This is a genomic window from Ruegeria sp. CDSC054 (assembly GCF_059610645.1).
Genome location: NZ_JBXWOA010000001.1, coordinates 457,668 through 473,799, shown reverse-complemented (window position 1 = coordinate 473,799; position 16,132 = coordinate 457,668). Strand labels below are relative to the sequence as shown.

Here is a 16,132-nt window from a genome sequence, read left to right as displayed (position 1 = left end):
TAGACTGCGCCCATGACCGATTTTACCACATCACTGGCAGCCTTCGCGGCGGGGCCTATCAAGACGACTTTGCAGACGCGGGTCGTTACGTCTCTTTCTGTTTTGGACTGGATTGCTGTCGGGCGTGCCGGAGTTGATGAGCCTGTTTCCCGGACAGTGCGCGACCTTGTGCTTGGCGAAGAGGGTGCGGAACAAGCGCGCCTTTTTGGCGGAGGTGGGGCACCCCTGCGCGGTGCTGCATTGGTAAACGGAACCGTGTCGCATGCTCTGGATTATGATGATACGCATTTCGCCCATATTGGCCACCCATCGGTTGCCGTCCTTCCGGCGGCGCTGGCCATAAGCGAATGGGACGACCGTATTCTGGTCGATTTCCTTGAGGCCGCGCTGGTTGGGATGGAGACGTCCATTCGGATCGGCCTCTGGCTGGGGCGCGAACACTATCAGGCGGGCTTTCACCAGACCGCCACGTCTGGCGCATTTGGTGCGGCTGTCGCTGCAGGGCGCATACTGGGGTTCGACGTCGAACTGATGCGAAAAGTTCTGGGCCTGACAGCGACTCGGGCTGCCGGTCTGAAGGCGCAATTCGGAACGATGGGAAAACCTTATAACGCGGGTCTGGCGGCCTCTGCCGGGGTTGAGGCCGCTTTGTTGGTGGCATCGGGATTCGATCCCAATTCAGACGCGCTGGAAGGGTCCTATGGATTTGGCGCGACACATAAAGGACAGTCTGACATTGCAGCCTCATTGGATGGGCTGGGTGCGGAATGGCTTTTTGAAAGCGTCAGTCACAAGTATCATGCGTGTTGTCACGGTTTGCACGCAGCACTTGAGGCGGCGCGCGACCTGGATATCGCCGAACCGGAAGTCGCCGAGATCAAGATCAAGACGCACCCGAGATGGATGAGTGTCTGTAACCAGATGTCCCCGTCGACCGGGCTGGGAGCCAAGTTCTCTTATCGAACCGTGATTGCGATGCAGGCGCTTGGGTATGATACGGCCTTGCCTGGCAGCTATTCGGACAAGATATGCGCCGACCCGCGGCTAGTATCCTTGCGGGACCGAGTTTCTGTCGAAGCGGATGACAGTTTGTCGGAAACGCAGGCGCAGCTGACCTTGTTGCGCCGGGATGGGGCAAGGCGCGAGGCCACGCATGACCTGTTGGCCCCCATGACTTTGGCAGATCGTGAGGACCGCGTGCGCGGCAAAGCCAACAAGCTGATTGGGGCAGATGACGCGGACGCGATCTGGTCGATGCTGCGCACCGGAGGCCGCGCCCGCGATTTGTCTGCGTTGCTGGCGGGTTAAGTCACGCGCCAGTGCAACGGGAAACCCGGTTCAAACACTGTGACGGGTCCGTCATCGGATTCGATCTTGTTCGGGTATTCTACTGGTGCGCCCTTGGTCAGGGTGATGGTTTCCTCGTTCACCGGCAGGCGATAGAAAGCCGGGCCATTCAGCGAAACAAAGCCTTCCAGCTTGTCCAAAGCGCCTTCACGGTCAAACATTTCCGCGACAAGTGACATTGTGTTGGTCGCCGTGAAACACCCCGCACACCCGCAGGCCATTTCCTTGTTGGCGTCGGTGTGGGGTGCGCTGTCAGTACCCAGGAAAAACCGCGGATCGCCCGATGTCGCAGCCGCCAGCAACGCCAGACGGTGTTCTTCGCGCTTGGCGACAGGCAGGCAATAGTAATGCGGCTTGATTCCACCAACGAGGATATGGTTGCGGTTGATGATCAGGTGGTGCGCCGTGATCGTTGCACCCAGATCCTTGTCATTGGATTTGACGTAATCGACACCGTTCGCGGTCGTGATGTGCTCCATAACCACGCGCAGTCCGGGAGTGGTCTTGCGGATCGGATCCAGAACGCGGTCGATGAACACAGCTTCGCGGTCGAAGATGTCGATCTCGGCGTCGGTGACCTCACCATGTACGCACAAGGGCAGGCCGATCTCGGCCATCTTTTCCAGCACCGGACGCACTTTGTCGAAGTCCTGCACGCCCGAGGCAGAGTTGGTTGTTGCGCCCGCCGGGTACAATTTGACCGCTTTGACCAAACCGCTGGCATGGGCTGCTGCCATATCATCGGGGTCCGTATCCTCGGTCAGGTACAGGGTCATCAACGGCTCGAACGTCATGCCTTCGGGTAGCGCGGCCAATATCCGGTCGCGATAGGCGGCAGCCTGATCGCCGCGCACGACCGGCGGCACAAGGTTCGGCATAATGATCGCGCGGGCAAAATGACGCGCGGTTTCGGGCAGGACGGCCTGCAACATCGCGCCATCGCGCAGGTGCAGATGCCAGTCGTCGGGGCGGCGGATCGTGAGGGTATCGGTCATGGCCTTCCGCTAGCACAGCGGACCCGGCGGTGAAAGACCTTCAATTCGGTCCCAGACCTTGTCAACTTGTGCGATCGTCGTAAGTCCCGGAAAGAACACGGCCTTGACGCGCGCGAGCGCCCATGACCTGTTGTGCCAAGGGAGAGATCGAAACATGACACAGCCAGATTCCATCGACGCCGTTCAATCCACGCTGGGCGCGCAAGGTTATGTCTGCGGGCGCGCGCTGGCGACGGTGGTGTTTCTGTCCCTGAAACTGGGCCGACCACTGTTTCTGGAAGGTGAGGCCGGGGTGGGCAAGACTGAGATCGCCAAGGCCCTTGCCGCCGGACTGAATCGTCGCCTGATCAGGTTGCAATGCTACGAAGGTCTGGATGCCTCTTCCGCTGTTTACGAATGGAATTTTCCGGCGCAGATGGTGGCGATCCGCACGGCCGAAGCCTCGGGCGGGGCGGATCGGGGCACATTGCAGACCGAGCTATTCTCGGACGAGTACCTGATTGAACGCCCGCTGCTGCAGGCAATGCGCCCGGACGAACATGGTGCGCCGGTCCTGCTGATCGACGAACTTGATCGCACGGACGAACCGTTCGAGGCCTTCTTGCTTGAGGCGCTCAGCGATTTTCAGGTCACGATTCCTGAACTGGGCACGGTCAAAGCACCGGAGCCGCCCATCGTGATCGTCACCTCGAACCGCACACGCGAAGTGCATGATGCACTAAAACGACGCTGCCTCTATCATTGGGTCGACTACCCCGATTTCGACCGAGAGATCGAAATCCTGCACGCGCGCGCGCCGGAAGCTGCCGAAGCGCTTAGTCGTGAGGTCGTGGCCTTTGTTCAGCATCTACGCACCGAAGACTTGTTCAAGAAACCGGGTGTGGCGGAGACGATTGATTGGGCCAAATGCCTGCTTGCGCTGGACGTCATCAACCTTAGCCCCGAAGTCATCGGTGATACCTTGGGTGCGATCTTGAAATATCAGGACGACATCCAGAAATTGCAGGGGTCCGAGGCCAAACGAATACTGGATCAAGCCAAAGCGTCGCTGGAACCAGCCTGATGGCTGAACAGCTTCCGATCGACATTCCTGACAACCCCAAGCTGGCGCAGAACATCACTCATTTTGCGCGGGCGTTGCGTAAAGCCGGGTTGCCGATCGGAACTGGGCGCGTTGTTGACGCCATTCGCGCGGTACAAGCGGCGGGGTTCACGGAAAAACAGGATTTCTATTGGACACTGCACGCCTGTTTTGTGAACCGCCCGGAACACCGCACTGTATTTGCGCAGGTCTTTCGCCTCTATTGGCGTGACCCCCGATATCTTGAACACATGATGTCGATGATGCTGCCGGCCATCCGTGGCGTACAGGAAGAACGCAAGGCTGACGCGGCCGAAAAGCGCGCGGCCGAGGCGTTGTTGGACGGGGTCGAACGTGATCTGCCCGAGGTGGCTGAGCAGGAAGAGGAGGCTGAGTTAGAGATCGACGCCTCGCAAACGGCGTCCTCCGAGGAACGCCTGCGCAGTCTGGACTTTGAGCAGATGAGTACCGCCGAGATCGCGCAAGCCAAGCGCATGCTGTCGCGGCTTGCTCTGCCGGTAAAGCCGATAGAATCCCGGCGCGGTCAGGCCAGCCACCTGGGGCACCGTATCGACCGGGCGCGAACCCTGCGCGCAGCGATGCGTCAGGGTGGCGAGCTGCGCGATATTGCCAAGCTCAAGCCCAAACCTCGTTGGCCCAATCTTGTTGTGCTCTGCGATATTTCGGGGTCAATGAGCCAATACAGTCGCGTCGTTCTGCATTTCCTTCATGCCGTTTCGAATGCCAAAGGGGCGGGCTGGGCCAAGGTTCATGCGTTTACGTTCGGGACGCGCCTGACCAACATCACTCGCCATCTTCAGCAGCGCGACGTAGATGCCGCGCTGGCCGCCGCCGGGGCCGAGGCGCAGGATTGGGAAGGGGGGACGCGGATTGGCGAGTGTCTGCACGCGTTCAACCGCGATTGGTCGCGGCGGGTCATGGGGCAGGGTGCTGTGGTCCTATTGATCTCGGACGGGCTGGATCGCGGAGACCCCGAGGCGTTGGGTAAAGAGGTGGAGCGTCTGCACCTGTCCGCGCGCCGTCTGATCTGGTTGAATCCATTGCTGCGGTGGGATGGGTTCGCGCCCAAAGCGCAAGGTGTCGCGGCCATGCTGCCGCATGTGGACAGCTTCCGTGCTGGTCACTCGATCGCGTCGTTGGAAGATCTGGCCAATGTCATCTCAAAACCCGATGACGTGGGTGAGAAAGCGCGGTTGTTGTCCGCGCTTTCCGACTGAGTATCAGCTCAGCTGTTCTTCGTTACACTTGCGGGCCATTTCCATGGCTTTGTAAGTACCGGTCAGATCAACGGTGAAGGCAAATTCCTTTTCCGGGAACACAACCATAACCTTTTGCTTGGCGAGGTCATCGGCGAATTGGGGATCGTCAGACAGGACGTACCCACCGGAGTAACCCTTGGTGATGTTGCCCTTCATACCGGTTGCTTCACCAACATAGATATTGTCGCCCAGCAGGACCGCGACAGCTTCTTTTTCACCGCGCTTGATGTCGGTCTTGGCCTTGGTGAAGACGCCGACATATCCGACGCTACGGTCTTCGGTCAGACCCATCTGAACGACATTTTCGGCGCCGTCTACAGCTTCAATCAGGCAGGATTTCTTGTCTTCGTCGATAAAGACTTTCCAACCTTCAACTTCGCCGTAACGCAGGAAAGTGTCCGCGGATGCAACGCTTGCGGTGAACAGGCCAAATGCCATTCCGAGTGTAATAATGCGTTTCAACTCTCTGTCTCCGTTGTGAAAAATTAATATGCGCATACTGGAATGCAGCAGCTATGCATGTAGGCTAGAATCTGGTTCAGGTGCAATCAATGATTAGTCGTTGGCGTGCTGATCTGGGCTTGTATACGCCGATTCAGGTCGTTGCGTAAGTGAGTGGGGAACATTCGATATTGGTCTTAAGGCTCACTTTTCATTGCGCCAAACCTGCCTATGTTGGATCAGAACAGGCCGGGAGGGTGCAATGGACAGATTCGACAACAGCCCAGAGACGGCTCTTGAATGGCATGACGAAGGTCATCCAACCGCGCTGGCCACGGTGGTTGAAACCTGGGGAAGCGCGCCGCGCCGTGTCGGGGCTCAGTTGGTGATTGCCGCAGATGGTCGCATCGAAGGCTCGGTGTCCGGTGGCTGTGTAGAAGGCGCGGTCATCGTCGAAGCGCTTGAAGCGATGGACGAGGGTGAGGCGCGTCTGTTGGAGTTTGGGGTCAGTGACGAGGATGCATTTGCTGTGGGTCTGGCCTGTGGCGGAACGATCCGTGTTTTAGTGGAACCCATCGGTTCGGTCCTGCCAGAATCCATGTTGCGAGATCTGGTCAAAGCCCGCGCACAGCGGGAACCGGTGGCCTATGAAGTTAATACCGAAACCGGTCATCGGGCTTTGCGGCGGAAAGCCTATTCAGACCGAATGCGCATGGACCGATCAGGTTTTGAGGAGGACGGACAGACATTTGTTGCGGTCCACAACCCTCCGCTGCGATTGATAATTGTGGGAGCAGTGCACATTGCGCAGGCGCTGGTTCCAATGGCCCGGATCGCCGGATATGATCCGGCCATCATCGACCCGCGCGACGCCTTTGCCTCTGGTTCCCGTTTTCCGGGCGAAACCATCCTGACTGATTGGCCGGACGAGGCGGTGGCCAAGCTGGGCATGGACACGCGAACCGCTGTTGTCTTGCTGACACATGACCCCAAATTGGACGACCCGGCTTTGGAATCCGCCTTGAAGGCGGGCGTGTTTTATATAGGGGCTCTGGGGTCCACGCGTACGCATGCCAAACGAGTTGCTCGCATGAAAGAGGCGGGTTTTTCGGACGAACAGATTGCCCAGATCCACGGACCTATTGGATTGGATATCGGCGCGGCGGATCCGTCCGAGATCGCGGTGGCCATCCTCGCCCAGATGACGGCCGTGCTGCGGGGCAAGGCGTGAAATTCGGTCCCGTTCCTGTCGCTGAGGCCACCGGCGCGATCCTTGCACACTCTGTCCAGGTGCAGGATGCCAAGTTGCGCAAAGGATTGCTGCTGACGTCCGAACATGGCGCTCAGCTGGGTGCAGCTGGATATGATGAGGTCACGGTTGCGCAGCTTGAGCCCGGCGATTGCCACGAAGACGAGGCTGCTGAAATGTTGGCCGCAGCGCTTGCGCCTGATCCAGACGCTGCCGGTTTACGGGTAACGCAGCCGTTTACCGGGCGCGTGAACTTGCTGGCCGACGGGCCGGGTGTTGTCGAATTGGACGTCGCGGCCCTGCAGGAGTTCAACTGCGTCAACCCGATGATCACCGTAGCGACGGTGCCGCAATATCAACAGATGGGCCCGGGCGGGATGGTCGCTACGATCAAGGTGATATCCTATGCCGTTCCAAAGGATGACGTCGTGCAGGCCGCTGGTCTGGCTAGGGCCTCGATTCGTCTGGTGGCACCGGTACATAAAACGGCAGGGCTGATCGTAACGGATATTCCCGGAGGTCCCCCCAACGAAAAGGGGATCGCAGCCATTCGCGGCCGGGTAGAAACCCTTGGCATGGACCTCAGCGATGTACGGATCGTTCCACACAAAGCCGAACCGCTGTCGGAGGCTATTTCAGAGGCTGCCGGTGACATTGTGATGATCCTGACCGGCTCTGCGACATCTGATGTTTTTGATGTTGCACCTCAGGCCGTGCGGGCGGCTGGCGGTCAGGTGGATAGGTTCGGCATGCCTGTCGATCCCGGCAATCTGCTGTTTCTTGGATCACTCGGCCCAAGGCCAGTAATCGGATTGCCCGGATGCGCCCGTTCGCCTGCATTGAACGGCGCGGATTGGGTCTTGTCGCGGGTTGCTTGCGGCATCGAAACAACCGGCGCGGACATTGCTGGGATGGGGGTTGGCGGGCTGTTGAAAGAAATCCCGACGCGGCCGCAACCACGCGCGTCGCGCAAAAGGTGATGTGGCAGATTTTAGCTTTTCTTCTTAGGCGGCCGAGATAGAAAAGACGACCCCTACGAACGTCGGATATTGGCGCTAAATATTTTTGTTCTCAAACAAATTTTCCCGTGTTTAACTCGGCGACAGCGATAAAAGCCAATAGGGGAGGATCTTATGACCAAGGTCTCAATGACCGTGAACGGTAAGACCGTGAGCGGTGAGGTGGAAGGGCGGACGTTGTTGTCCGGTTTTCTACGCGAGAATCTCAATCTCACTGGCACTCATGTGGGTTGCGATACAGCGCAATGCGGCGCGTGTGTTGTTCATGTGAACGGCGAGGCCGTGAAGTCCTGCAATATGCTGGCGCTTGAGGCAGACGGGGCTGATGTGGGCACGATCGAAGGCCAGGCTAACCAAGATGGCTCGCTGAACGTGATTCAGCAGGCATTTCAGGACCATCACGGCCTGCAATGCGGTTTCTGCACACCGGGAATGGTCATGAGTGCTGCAGCACTGCTGAAAGAAAACCCGCGCCCGACCGAAGCCGAGGTGCGCAAGTATCTGGAAGGCAACCTGTGCCGTTGCACCGGCTACCACAACATTGTCAAGGCGATCATGGCCGCATCTGGTCAGGACGTCAGCAGCATCGCTGCCGAATGATGCCGCTGCGGGCGTCCGATGAAGCGCCCGTGGGAAGACATAGGATGCACAGCATCCGTTTATGGGAGGAGAACAAGCAATGCCCAAAGACAGTGGCATCGGAGCCAGTTCCAAGCGGCGCGAAGACGTACGCTTTCTGACGGGAGCGGGCAATTATACCGACGACATCAACGTACGTGGCCAGGCCTATGTACATTTCCTACGGTCCGACATCGCGCATGGACGGATCCAAAGTATCGACACCTCTGCAGCTGAAGGCATGCCGGGCGTGGTGAAGGTTTTCACCGGCAAGGATTTCGAAGGCGTGGGCGGGATGCCCTGCGGTTGGGAAGTGACCGACAAGCACGGCGCGCCGATGCAGGAGCCGCCGCACCCCATTTTGGCACAAGGTAAGGTGCGCCATGTGGGCGACCCGATTGCGGCCGTTGTGGCAGACAGCCTCGAACAGGCCCGTGATGCGGCCGAGGCGATCGATCTGGATATCGAAGAACTGCCGGCTGTCATGAACATGAAAGCTGCTGCTCAGGATGGGTCGACGCTGGTTCACGACGATCTGAAAAACAACATCTGCTATGACTGGCAATTGGGTGAGACGGACGACGCCAAGGTCGATGAGGTCTTTGCCAATGCAGCTCACGTAACGACGCTGGATCTGGTCAACAACCGCCTGGTCGCAAACCCGATGGAACCGCGTGTGGCGGTGGGTGAGTACAAGCGTGGTACGGACGAATACACGCTATTTACCACGTCGCAAAACCCGCATGTGATCCGCCTGCTGATGTGTGCTTTTGTTCTGGGCCTGCCCGAACATAAAGTGCGCGTGGTGGCCCCGGACGTGGGCGGCGGTTTTGGCACCAAGATATTCCACTATGCGGAAGAAGCGTTCTGCACCTTTGCCGCCAAGGCCTGCAATCGCCCGGTCAAGTGGACCTCAAGCAGGTCCGAGGCGTTCATGTCCGATGCCCATGGCCGCGACCATGTCAGCAAGATCGAGTTGGCGCTGGATGCAGACAACAACTTCATCGGCCTGCGCACCAACACCTATGCGAACCTTGGTGCGTATCTGTCGACCTTCTCTAGCTCAGTTCCGACCTGGCTGCACGGCACGCTGATGGCAGGCAACTACAAGACGCCGGTCATTCAGGTGAATGTGAAGGCGATGTTCACCAACACGGTGCCGGTGGACGCCTATCGCGGCGCTGGACGCCCAGAGGCGACCTACCAGCTGGAGCGTGTCGTTGACAAAGCTGCACGCGAGTTGGGTGTTGATCCGATTGCCCTGCGCCGTCAGAACTTTATCACTCAGTTCCCCTATGACACTCCGGTCGCACTGACTTATGACACCGGGGATTACAACGGGACGATGGACAAGCTTGAGGTCGCTGCCGATCTGGCGGGTTTCGCCGCGCGTCGGGCCGAAAGCGAAGCCAATGGCAAGCTGCGTGGTCTGGGCATCAACTGCTATATTGAGGCCTGCGGTATCGCGCCTTCGAACATCGTCGGGATGCTGGGGGCCCGCGCGGGTCTGTATGATGCCGCAACTGTTCGGGTGAACGCCACCGGTTCGATCAGCGTCATGGTGGGCGCACACAGCCACGGGCAGGGGCACGAGACGGCCTTTCCGCAAGTCGTAGCCGACATGATCGGTATCGACGAGTCGATGGTCGAGATCGTTCATGGTGACACCTCCAAGATCCCGTTTGGTATGGGCACATACGGTTCGCGTTCGCTGGCCGTTTGTGGTTCGGCCATGGTCAAGGCGACGGAAAAGGTGATCGAGAAAGCGAAGAAGATCGCGGCCCACCTTTTGGAAGCGTCCGAGGCCGATATCGAGCTTAAGGACGGTCAGTTCAGCGTCGCGGGCACGGACAAATCGGTGGCCTGGGGTGATGTGACCCTGACGGCTTATGTTCCGCACAACTATCCGCTGGAAGTTGAGCCAGGGTTGGAGGAGACCGCGTTTTACGACCCGGCCAACTTTACTTACCCCGCCGGTGCATATGCGTGCGAGGTCGAGGTTGACCCCGAGACCGGTCAGGTGACCATCGAGGCCTTCACTGCCGCTGACGACTTTGGCAACATAGTCAACCCGATGATCGTCGACGGTCAGGTTCATGGCGGTATCGGTCAGGGTATTGGTCAGGCGCTGCTGGAAAACTGTGCCTATGACGAAAACGGTCAGTTGCTGAGCGCGTCTTTCATGGATTATGCGATGCCGCGCGCGGATGACGTACCTTTCTATGGTGTCGATCATTCCAGCCAGACGCCCTGTACGCATAACCCGTTAGGTGTGAAGGGCTGCGGCGAAGCCGGTGCAATTGGCTCGCCGCCGGCGGTGGTCAATGCGGTGTTGGATGCGCTGAACTCGGGCGGCAAGGCGGTCGATCACATCGATATGCCGGTGAGCCCGTCCCGCGTCTGGGCGGCGATGAACAGCTGATTGGTCGGGTGGTCTGGGGGCTCTGCCCCAGACCCTCGGGATATTTTTAGCCAGATGAAGGGCGGATCCGCGCCTTTCGGAAAGGAAAGCGAAATGTACAATTTCGAGTTTGAAAAGCCCTCGACCGTTGCTGATGCCGTTTCGGCGTTGGGAGGCGAGGATGCACAGGCGTTGGGGGGCGGCCAGACGCTGATCCCAACGCTGAAACAGCGATTGGCAGCGCCGTCTACGCTGGTGTCGCTGGGTGGGATTCCCGACATGCAGGGGGTTTGCATCGAGGATGACGGGTCGGTCGCCATTGGTGGCGCAACAACCCACGCAACGGTGGCGTCAGAGGCCGCCGGCAGCTATCCGGCGCTGGCCGCACTGGCTGGGCAGATCGGCGATCCGGCGGTGCGCAATCGAGGAACAATCGGTGGCTCACTGGCCAACAATGATCCGGCAGCGTGCTATCCGGCGGGCGCTTTGGGATCAGGTGCGACGATCATCACCAATACGCGCCAAATCGCAGCGGATGATTTCTTCGAGGGTTTGTTCAGTACAGCCTTGGAGGAAGGTGAGATCATCACCACGGTCAATTTCCCGGTGCCACAAGCGGCCAGCTATCAGAAGTTCCTGCAACCCGCATCGCGCTTTGCGCTGGTCGGAGTGTACCTGGCACGCTTCGCCGACGGTGTTCGCGTTGCGGTAACAGGGGCCAGTGAGGATGGTGTGTTCCGCTGGTCCGAGGCAGAAGAAGCCCTGAACAAGGAGTTTCGGCAGGACGCCTTGACCGGGCTGAGCATCAATCCCGCGAACATGATTGCCGACTTGCACGGCAGCAAGGCGTACCGCGCGCATCTGGTCAGTGTCATGACTAAGCGGGCCATTGAAGCCTGCATGTAAGCTTAAAACTTTTAAAAAAGCCCCGGACCTTATGGCCAGGGCTTTTTTTTACTTCCGTCTTATTCTGGGCGGCTGGGATGGTTGCCAGTATGCGCCTGTGTCTTCTCGGGACTTTTGGTAATTGTCCACGCGATCGCGCGCGACGTCTCCGCCCGCTTGAAACAGGTGACCTAGTAGGCATTCCAGTACCACCATGGCCCCGGCATAGTTCGAGAAGTGGTGCAGAGATCGCGTGCTGATGGGGAAAACCACGTCCGGCTCGATCCCGGATGCGATCACTTCGCTGTCGGCAATCAGGATGAGCGGCACATTCATGCGTCGCGCCAATCGCATTGATTGGATGGTGTCGGCGGAATAGGGATGGACGGTGATTGCAATCAGGCAATCGTTGGGGCTTGCGTCCAACAGATCATCTGCCGCGGACCCCATGTGGCGCGGAACAAGTTGCAGACCGGGGTGTGCCATGCGTCCGGCATAAGAAAAATAGTATGACAGGGCATAGCTGGCGCGCGTGGCGGTGACAAAGCACCTGTCAGCAGACGTCATAATTTCAACGGCGCGCTTGACGCGTTCAGGGTTCATTAACCTCAGGGATCGCATAACGACGTTCTGCGCATTCTGGGCAAATTTTGCCTGGGCAGCGCTGAATGAATCACCGTCTTGCATGTCGGCAAGCCAACTTTGGCTCAGATGATCCTCACCATCTGTGACCAACGCATCGCGGAACGGAGCGCGCAGGCCGTCGAAGCGGTCATATCCCATCCGATCCGCCAGCCGGACCAGAACGTTTGAGCTGACGCCGATCTTTGCTGCGGTTTCTCGAATTGAGTCCAGCCCGAAATCTCCGGGATGGTCGAGGATGTATTTTGCCGCCATCTGCAATCCGGGAGGCAACTGGTCAATCTGCTGTCGCAGAGCATCGGTAAGCTGGCTCAAAGACTTGGTCATCCGTGAAAGAAAACAAATGTTATGAAAGATGTAAATTGAAAACGCGCCTAAGGTCCTTAACTGGGTTAAAAGTTGAAAAGGGTGCTCATATGTCCAAAACACTGCCGCAATCGCATACGCCCTATGTTCTGGTGGCGCCGAACGGTGCCCGGAGGGGGCATGCGGATCACGCTCAGCTTCCGGTGTCGGTGCAGGAGATCGTATCGACTGCACAAAGTTGCTTTCGGGCCGGTGCAGATGGAATCCACTTGCATGTGCGCGATGATCAGGGGCAGCATTCTCTGGATGCCGGGCGTTATCTTGAGACGATGGCAGAGTTGCGCCGTGCCGTGCCTGAAATGGACATTCAGATTACGACCGAAGCGGCGGGTATCTTTGATGTCCCGGCCCAATTGTACTGTTTGCAGCACGTAAAGCCAAAATGGGCTTCGATCTCGGTCCGGGAAATCGCGCGCGTGCCGGACCTCGCGGATCGTGTTTATGGCCTGTGTGCTGAGCAGGGAACGCATGTTCAGCATATTCTCTATGACGATGCAGATGCTGCGTTTCTGGCAGACTGGCAGGCCCGCGGGATCGTCCGCGACGGGCAAACTGATCGGCTGTTGGTTCTGGGGCGTTACACCTCGGGGCAGGAATCTGCACCGGAAGACCTTGATCACTTTCGGCAAACCCACTCCAGTTGGATGGTCTGTGCATTCGGAAAGCAGGAACATGCTTGCCTAAAAACGGCTGCGGATCGTGGCGGGGATGTGCGAGTTGGATTTGAAAACAGTTTGACCGCCCAGGACGAAAGTGCCTGGGCGAACAACGCAGCGTCGGTGTCCGCGCTGGTCGCGGCTTTGAAAGGACCTCAGCAATGAGCCACGTTTTTCCACGTCATACCAAATCGAACTTGCCAGTCGCCGTTGGTGGCGACGGGTGTTACCTGATCGACGATCAGGGGCAACGCTATCTGGATTGTGGTGACGCTGCGGTGTCATGCCTTGGGCATTCGAACCCGGCGGTCATTGAGGCCGTTCGGCGGCAGGTCGAACAGATCGCTTTTGCACATACCGGTTTCATGACATCCGAACCGGCCGAGGCGCTGGCCGACCTGTTGGTGGAACACGCGCCGGGTGATCTGGACCGTGTGTACTTTGTCTCTGGCGGGTCCGAGGCGACCGAGGCGGCGATGAAACTCGCGCGGCAGTACTTTCTTGAAATTGGCCAGCCCGAGCGTCGCCGGGTGATCGCGCGGCGGCAGAGCTATCACGGGAACACTTTGGGCGCGTTGTCGGCTGGAGGTAACGAATGGCGGCGCGCGCAGTTTGCTCCGATGCTGATCGAGATGACACATATCGCGCCCTGTTTCGAATACGCTGAAAAGCCGGATGCCGAGAGTAGCTTTGACTACGGCCAGCGCGTCGCGAATGAGTTGGAGGCCGAGATCCTGCGCTTGGGTCCTGAATCGGTTATGGCTTTCATGGCAGAACCCGTCGTGGGAGCAACGCTGGGTGCGGTTCCTGCGGTTGAGGGGTACTTTCAGCGTATTCGCCAGATATGTGACCAATATGGCGTTCTGTTGATTCTTGATGAAGTCATGTGTGGCATGGGGCGGACCGGGCATTTGTTTGCCTGCGATCATGATGGGGTTTCGCCGGACATTCTGTGCATCGCCAAAGGGTTGGGTGCTGGATACCAACCGATTGGTGCGATGATGTGCACCGGGAAAATCTATAATGCAATCCGCGACGGGTCCGGGTTCTTTCAGCATGGTCACACCTATATTGGTCACCCGGTTGCGACAGCAGCGGCCCTGGCTGTTGTCACCGAACTTACCACGCGCGCGTTGCCCGCGCGCGCCGGTGTCATGGGCGAAAAGCTGCAAGCGGCGTTGCAGGCCGAATTCGGACAGCATCCGAATGTCGGTGATATCCGTGGCAGGGGGCTGTTTCGAGGGCTGGAGCTGGTGGCTGATCGCGAAACAAAAACACCGTTTGATCCGGCTCATGGCGTAGCAGGCAAAATCAAGAAAGCCGCGCTGGCTGAGGGCCTGATCTGCTATCCCATGTCCGGTACACGGGATGGGCGTCTTGGGGATCATGTCCTGCTGGCCCCGCCATTCATCATTGAAGACGCGCAAATAGACGAGCTTGTGGGCAAACTTGGTCGGGCGATCTCAACCTCAATCCCCGGCTGAAGCGCCGCGTGGCCTGTACCTAAAAACCAACAAAAAAACCCTGTCAGAGCGGATCTGACAGGGTTTCGAATTCGATATGCACAGGGGCTTATTTCTGTGGCAGCGGACCGATCAGCATGATCATCTGACGGCCTTCCATCTTCGGCATGTTTTCGACCTTGCCGATGTCTTTGGTGTCGGCCGCAACACGTTCCAAAAGTTCACGACCCAGATTTTGGTGCGCCATTTCACGACCGCGGAAACGCAGGGTCACTTTGACCTTGTCCCCGTTTTCAAGAAACTTGAACACATTCCGCATTTTCACGTCGTAATCATGAGTGTCAGTGTTGGGTCGGAATTTGACCTCTTTGATCTCAATGATCTTCTGTTTTTTGCGGGCTTCGGCTTCGCGTTTCTGCGTCTCGTATTTGAACTTACCAAAGTCCATGATCTTGCAGACCGGTGGGTTTGCGTTGGGCGAAATTTCGACCAGATCAAGACCGGCATCAACTGCCATCTGCATGGCTTTGGCGGGATGAACCACCCCGACATTTTCACCTTCAGCGCCAATCAGACGGATTTCGGGGGCACGGATCTTATCATTGACGCGGGGGCCGGTGTCTCTTTGCGGCGGCGCGTTGTGAGGTCTGCGGGCTATGGGTTCATTCCTTTGATGATTGCAGAAATTCAAGGCCGGAATTTAGACTGGCCTGCACGCCGATTCAAGCGGCATAAGTACAGGCCAGCCCGAAAAAACGGGGTTTGTCAGAGGTTTTTCGCCAGTCCGGGGCCAAATGCCCTGGATCCGGTGCATCGGGTTAACCAACAAAGGCTTTTTCGATGACAAATTCTTTGGGTTCGGAATTGGCACCTTCGCGTAGGTCGAACTCTTCCAGAATCTTTTTGATGTCCAGGTTGAAGGCCAAAGACCCGCAGACCATAGCGCGGTCGGTTTCCGGTTTGATGCCGCCTTCGATGCCCAGATCAGCAAAAACCGTGCCGTCTTTCAGCAATTCGGTGATGCGGCCCATCTTAGGGCTTTCTTCCCGCGTGGTGGTTGGATAATAACGGATTTTGTCGGCAAAGCCTTCGCCCATCAGCTCGGCCAGCATCTCATCCTGGCGGATGCTTTCGATCAGCTGACGGCCATATTCCAATTCACCCACTTCGCGGCAGGTATGGGTGATGATGACCTCGTCGTAATCCTCATAGGTCTGCGGTTCGCGCAGCAAGGACGCGAAGGGCGCAAAACCGGTCCCGGTGGCAAAGAACCACAGGCGCTTACCGGGCAGCAGGGCGTCGTGGACCAGCGTGCCAACGGGCTTGGGCCGCAGAATGATCTGATCGCCGGGCTTGATGTGCTGCAGTTTCGATGTCAGCGGGCCATCCTGTACCTTGATCGAGTAGAATTCCAGCTCTTCGTCCCAGGATGGCGACGCGATGGAATACGCGCGCAGCAGCGGCTTGCCGTTGTCGCCCAGCAGGCCGATCATCACGAACTCGCCCGAGCGGAAGCGCAGCGAGGCGGGACGCGAGACCTTGAAAGAAAACAGGCTGTCTGTCCAATGTTTGACATCTGTTACGGTCTGGGCGTCCGGAAGGACGGGTGCCTTGACGGCGGTTGCTTCGGTCACGGGTTTCATCTCTGTCATCGTTTCACTATCGGCTGGGTAAACCGACATCTCCGTT

General features: G+C 58.2%; 15 protein-coding genes. 10 read left to right on the top strand and 5 right to left on the bottom strand.

What is annotated here, in order from left to right:
• The first annotated feature begins 12 nt into the window (after positions 1 to 12).
• Positions 13 to 1,308 (top strand): MmgE/PrpD family protein, encoded by a 1,296-nt coding sequence (locus AC2FGC_RS02360; protein ID WP_496781363.1) that lies wholly within the window; start codon positions 13 to 15, stop codon positions 1,306 to 1,308.
• On the opposite strand, the gene pyrC is transcribed toward AC2FGC_RS02360, so the two are convergent.
• On the bottom strand, positions 1,305 to 2,342 hold the full coding sequence (gene pyrC, locus AC2FGC_RS02355; protein WP_496781362.1) for a dihydroorotase: 1,038 nt from the start codon (positions 2,340 to 2,342) through the stop codon (positions 1,305 to 1,307). The genes AC2FGC_RS02360 and pyrC overlap by 4 nt on opposite strands.
• A gap of 154 nt (positions 2,343 to 2,496) precedes the next feature.
• On the opposite strand from pyrC, the gene AC2FGC_RS02350 reads away from it, so the two are divergent.
• Entirely contained in the window at positions 2,497 to 3,405 is a 909-nt protein-coding gene (locus AC2FGC_RS02350; RefSeq protein WP_496722580.1) for an AAA family ATPase, read from the top strand.
• A complete protein-coding gene (locus tag AC2FGC_RS02345; RefSeq protein ID WP_496781361.1) occupies positions 3,405 to 4,661 on the top strand; it encodes a vWA domain-containing protein in 1,257 nt (418 codons plus the stop codon). Before AC2FGC_RS02350 ends, AC2FGC_RS02345 begins: the two co-directional genes overlap by 1 nt.
• A gap of 3 nt (positions 4,662 to 4,664) precedes the next feature.
• Here the strand turns inward: AC2FGC_RS02345 and AC2FGC_RS02340 are convergent, their stop codons facing one another.
• The gene (locus AC2FGC_RS02340; protein WP_496722585.1) at positions 4,665 to 5,165 is read right to left on the bottom strand and encodes a hypothetical protein; all 501 of its coding nucleotides are present in this window, start codon (positions 5,163 to 5,165) and stop codon (positions 4,665 to 4,667) included.
• Between the two features lie 241 nt (positions 5,166 to 5,406).
• Here AC2FGC_RS02340 and AC2FGC_RS02335 point away from each other — a divergent pair, with 241 nt between their 5' ends.
• The 5 genes from AC2FGC_RS02335 (at position 5,407) to AC2FGC_RS02315 (ending at position 11,337) form a co-directional block, all read left to right on the top strand.
• Entirely contained in the window at positions 5,407 to 6,375 is a 969-nt protein-coding gene (locus tag AC2FGC_RS02335; RefSeq protein WP_496722588.1) for an XdhC family protein, read from the top strand.
• Positions 6,372 to 7,373 carry a molybdopterin-binding protein gene (locus tag AC2FGC_RS02330; RefSeq protein WP_496781360.1) on the top strand — a complete coding sequence of 334 codons (1,002 nt, stop codon included), beginning with the start codon at positions 6,372 to 6,374 and terminating at the stop codon, positions 7,371 to 7,373. Before AC2FGC_RS02335 ends, AC2FGC_RS02330 begins: the two co-directional genes overlap by 4 nt.
• 153 nt (positions 7,374 to 7,526) lie before the next feature.
• Entirely contained in the window at positions 7,527 to 8,012 is a 486-nt protein-coding gene (locus tag AC2FGC_RS02325; RefSeq protein ID WP_109311614.1) for a (2Fe-2S)-binding protein, read from the top strand.
• A 79-nt stretch (positions 8,013 to 8,091) separates the two neighbouring features.
• Positions 8,092 to 10,452, top strand: coding sequence for a xanthine dehydrogenase family protein molybdopterin-binding subunit (locus AC2FGC_RS02320; RefSeq protein ID WP_496781359.1), 2,361 nt, complete (start codon positions 8,092 to 8,094; stop codon positions 10,450 to 10,452).
• Between the two features lie 93 nt (positions 10,453 to 10,545).
• Positions 10,546 to 11,337, top strand: coding sequence for an FAD binding domain-containing protein (locus AC2FGC_RS02315; RefSeq protein ID WP_282168405.1), 792 nt, complete (start codon positions 10,546 to 10,548; stop codon positions 11,335 to 11,337).
• Between the two features lie 48 nt (positions 11,338 to 11,385).
• On the opposite strand, the gene AC2FGC_RS02310 is transcribed toward AC2FGC_RS02315, so the two are convergent.
• Positions 11,386 to 12,273 carry a MurR/RpiR family transcriptional regulator gene (locus AC2FGC_RS02310; RefSeq protein ID WP_496781358.1) on the bottom strand — a complete coding sequence of 296 codons (888 nt, stop codon included), beginning with the start codon at positions 12,271 to 12,273 and terminating at the stop codon, positions 11,386 to 11,388.
• A 101-nt stretch (positions 12,274 to 12,374) separates the two neighbouring features.
• Here AC2FGC_RS02310 and AC2FGC_RS02305 point away from each other — a divergent pair, with 101 nt between their 5' ends.
• Both AC2FGC_RS02305 and AC2FGC_RS02300 read left to right on the top strand, forming a co-directional pair.
• The gene (locus tag AC2FGC_RS02305) at positions 12,375 to 13,145 is read left to right on the top strand and encodes a beta-keto acid cleavage family enzyme (RefSeq protein WP_282168403.1); all 771 of its coding nucleotides are present in this window, start codon (positions 12,375 to 12,377) and stop codon (positions 13,143 to 13,145) included.
• Positions 13,142 to 14,464, top strand: a complete 1,323-nt coding sequence (locus tag AC2FGC_RS02300; RefSeq protein ID WP_496781357.1) for an aspartate aminotransferase family protein — start codon at positions 13,142 to 13,144, stop codon at positions 14,462 to 14,464. Before AC2FGC_RS02305 ends, AC2FGC_RS02300 begins: the two co-directional genes overlap by 4 nt.
• Before the next feature lie 88 nt (positions 14,465 to 14,552).
• On the opposite strand, the gene infC is transcribed toward AC2FGC_RS02300, so the two are convergent.
• Together infC and AC2FGC_RS02290 are read right to left on the bottom strand one after the other, a co-directional pair.
• Positions 14,553 to 15,134, bottom strand: coding sequence for a translation initiation factor IF-3 (gene infC / locus AC2FGC_RS02295; RefSeq protein ID WP_496722603.1), 582 nt, complete (start codon positions 15,132 to 15,134; stop codon positions 14,553 to 14,555).
• 127 nt (positions 15,135 to 15,261) lie between these two features.
• A complete protein-coding gene (locus AC2FGC_RS02290) occupies positions 15,262 to 16,095 on the bottom strand; it encodes a ferredoxin--NADP reductase (RefSeq protein ID WP_113789088.1) in 834 nt (277 codons plus the stop codon).
• Between the last annotated feature and the right edge of the window lie 37 nt (positions 16,096 to 16,132).

Excerpts from the sequence above, each read along its gene's own strand:
- AC2FGC_RS02360 (WP_496781363.1), top strand. The coding sequence starts at position 13 with ATGACCGATTTTACCACATCACTGGCAGCCTTCGCGGCGGGGCCTATC.
- pyrC (WP_496781362.1), bottom strand. The coding sequence starts at position 2,342 with ATGACCGATACCCTCACGATCCGCCGCCCCGACGACTGGCATCTGCAC.
- AC2FGC_RS02350 (WP_496722580.1), top strand. The coding sequence starts at position 2,497 with ATGACACAGCCAGATTCCATCGACGCCGTTCAATCCACGCTGGGCGCG.
- AC2FGC_RS02345 (WP_496781361.1), top strand. The coding sequence starts at position 3,405 with ATGGCTGAACAGCTTCCGATCGACATTCCTGACAACCCCAAGCTGGCG.
- AC2FGC_RS02335 (WP_496722588.1), top strand. The coding sequence starts at position 5,407 with ATGGACAGATTCGACAACAGCCCAGAGACGGCTCTTGAATGGCATGAC.
- AC2FGC_RS02325 (WP_109311614.1), top strand. The coding sequence starts at position 7,527 with ATGACCAAGGTCTCAATGACCGTGAACGGTAAGACCGTGAGCGGTGAG.
- AC2FGC_RS02320 (WP_496781359.1), top strand. The coding sequence starts at position 8,092 with ATGCCCAAAGACAGTGGCATCGGAGCCAGTTCCAAGCGGCGCGAAGAC.
- AC2FGC_RS02315 (WP_282168405.1), top strand. The coding sequence starts at position 10,546 with ATGTACAATTTCGAGTTTGAAAAGCCCTCGACCGTTGCTGATGCCGTT.
- AC2FGC_RS02305 (WP_282168403.1), top strand. The coding sequence starts at position 12,375 with ATGTCCAAAACACTGCCGCAATCGCATACGCCCTATGTTCTGGTGGCG.
- AC2FGC_RS02300 (WP_496781357.1), top strand. The coding sequence starts at position 13,142 with ATGAGCCACGTTTTTCCACGTCATACCAAATCGAACTTGCCAGTCGCC.
- AC2FGC_RS02290 (WP_113789088.1), bottom strand. The coding sequence starts at position 16,095 with ATGACAGAGATGAAACCCGTGACCGAAGCAACCGCCGTCAAGGCACCC.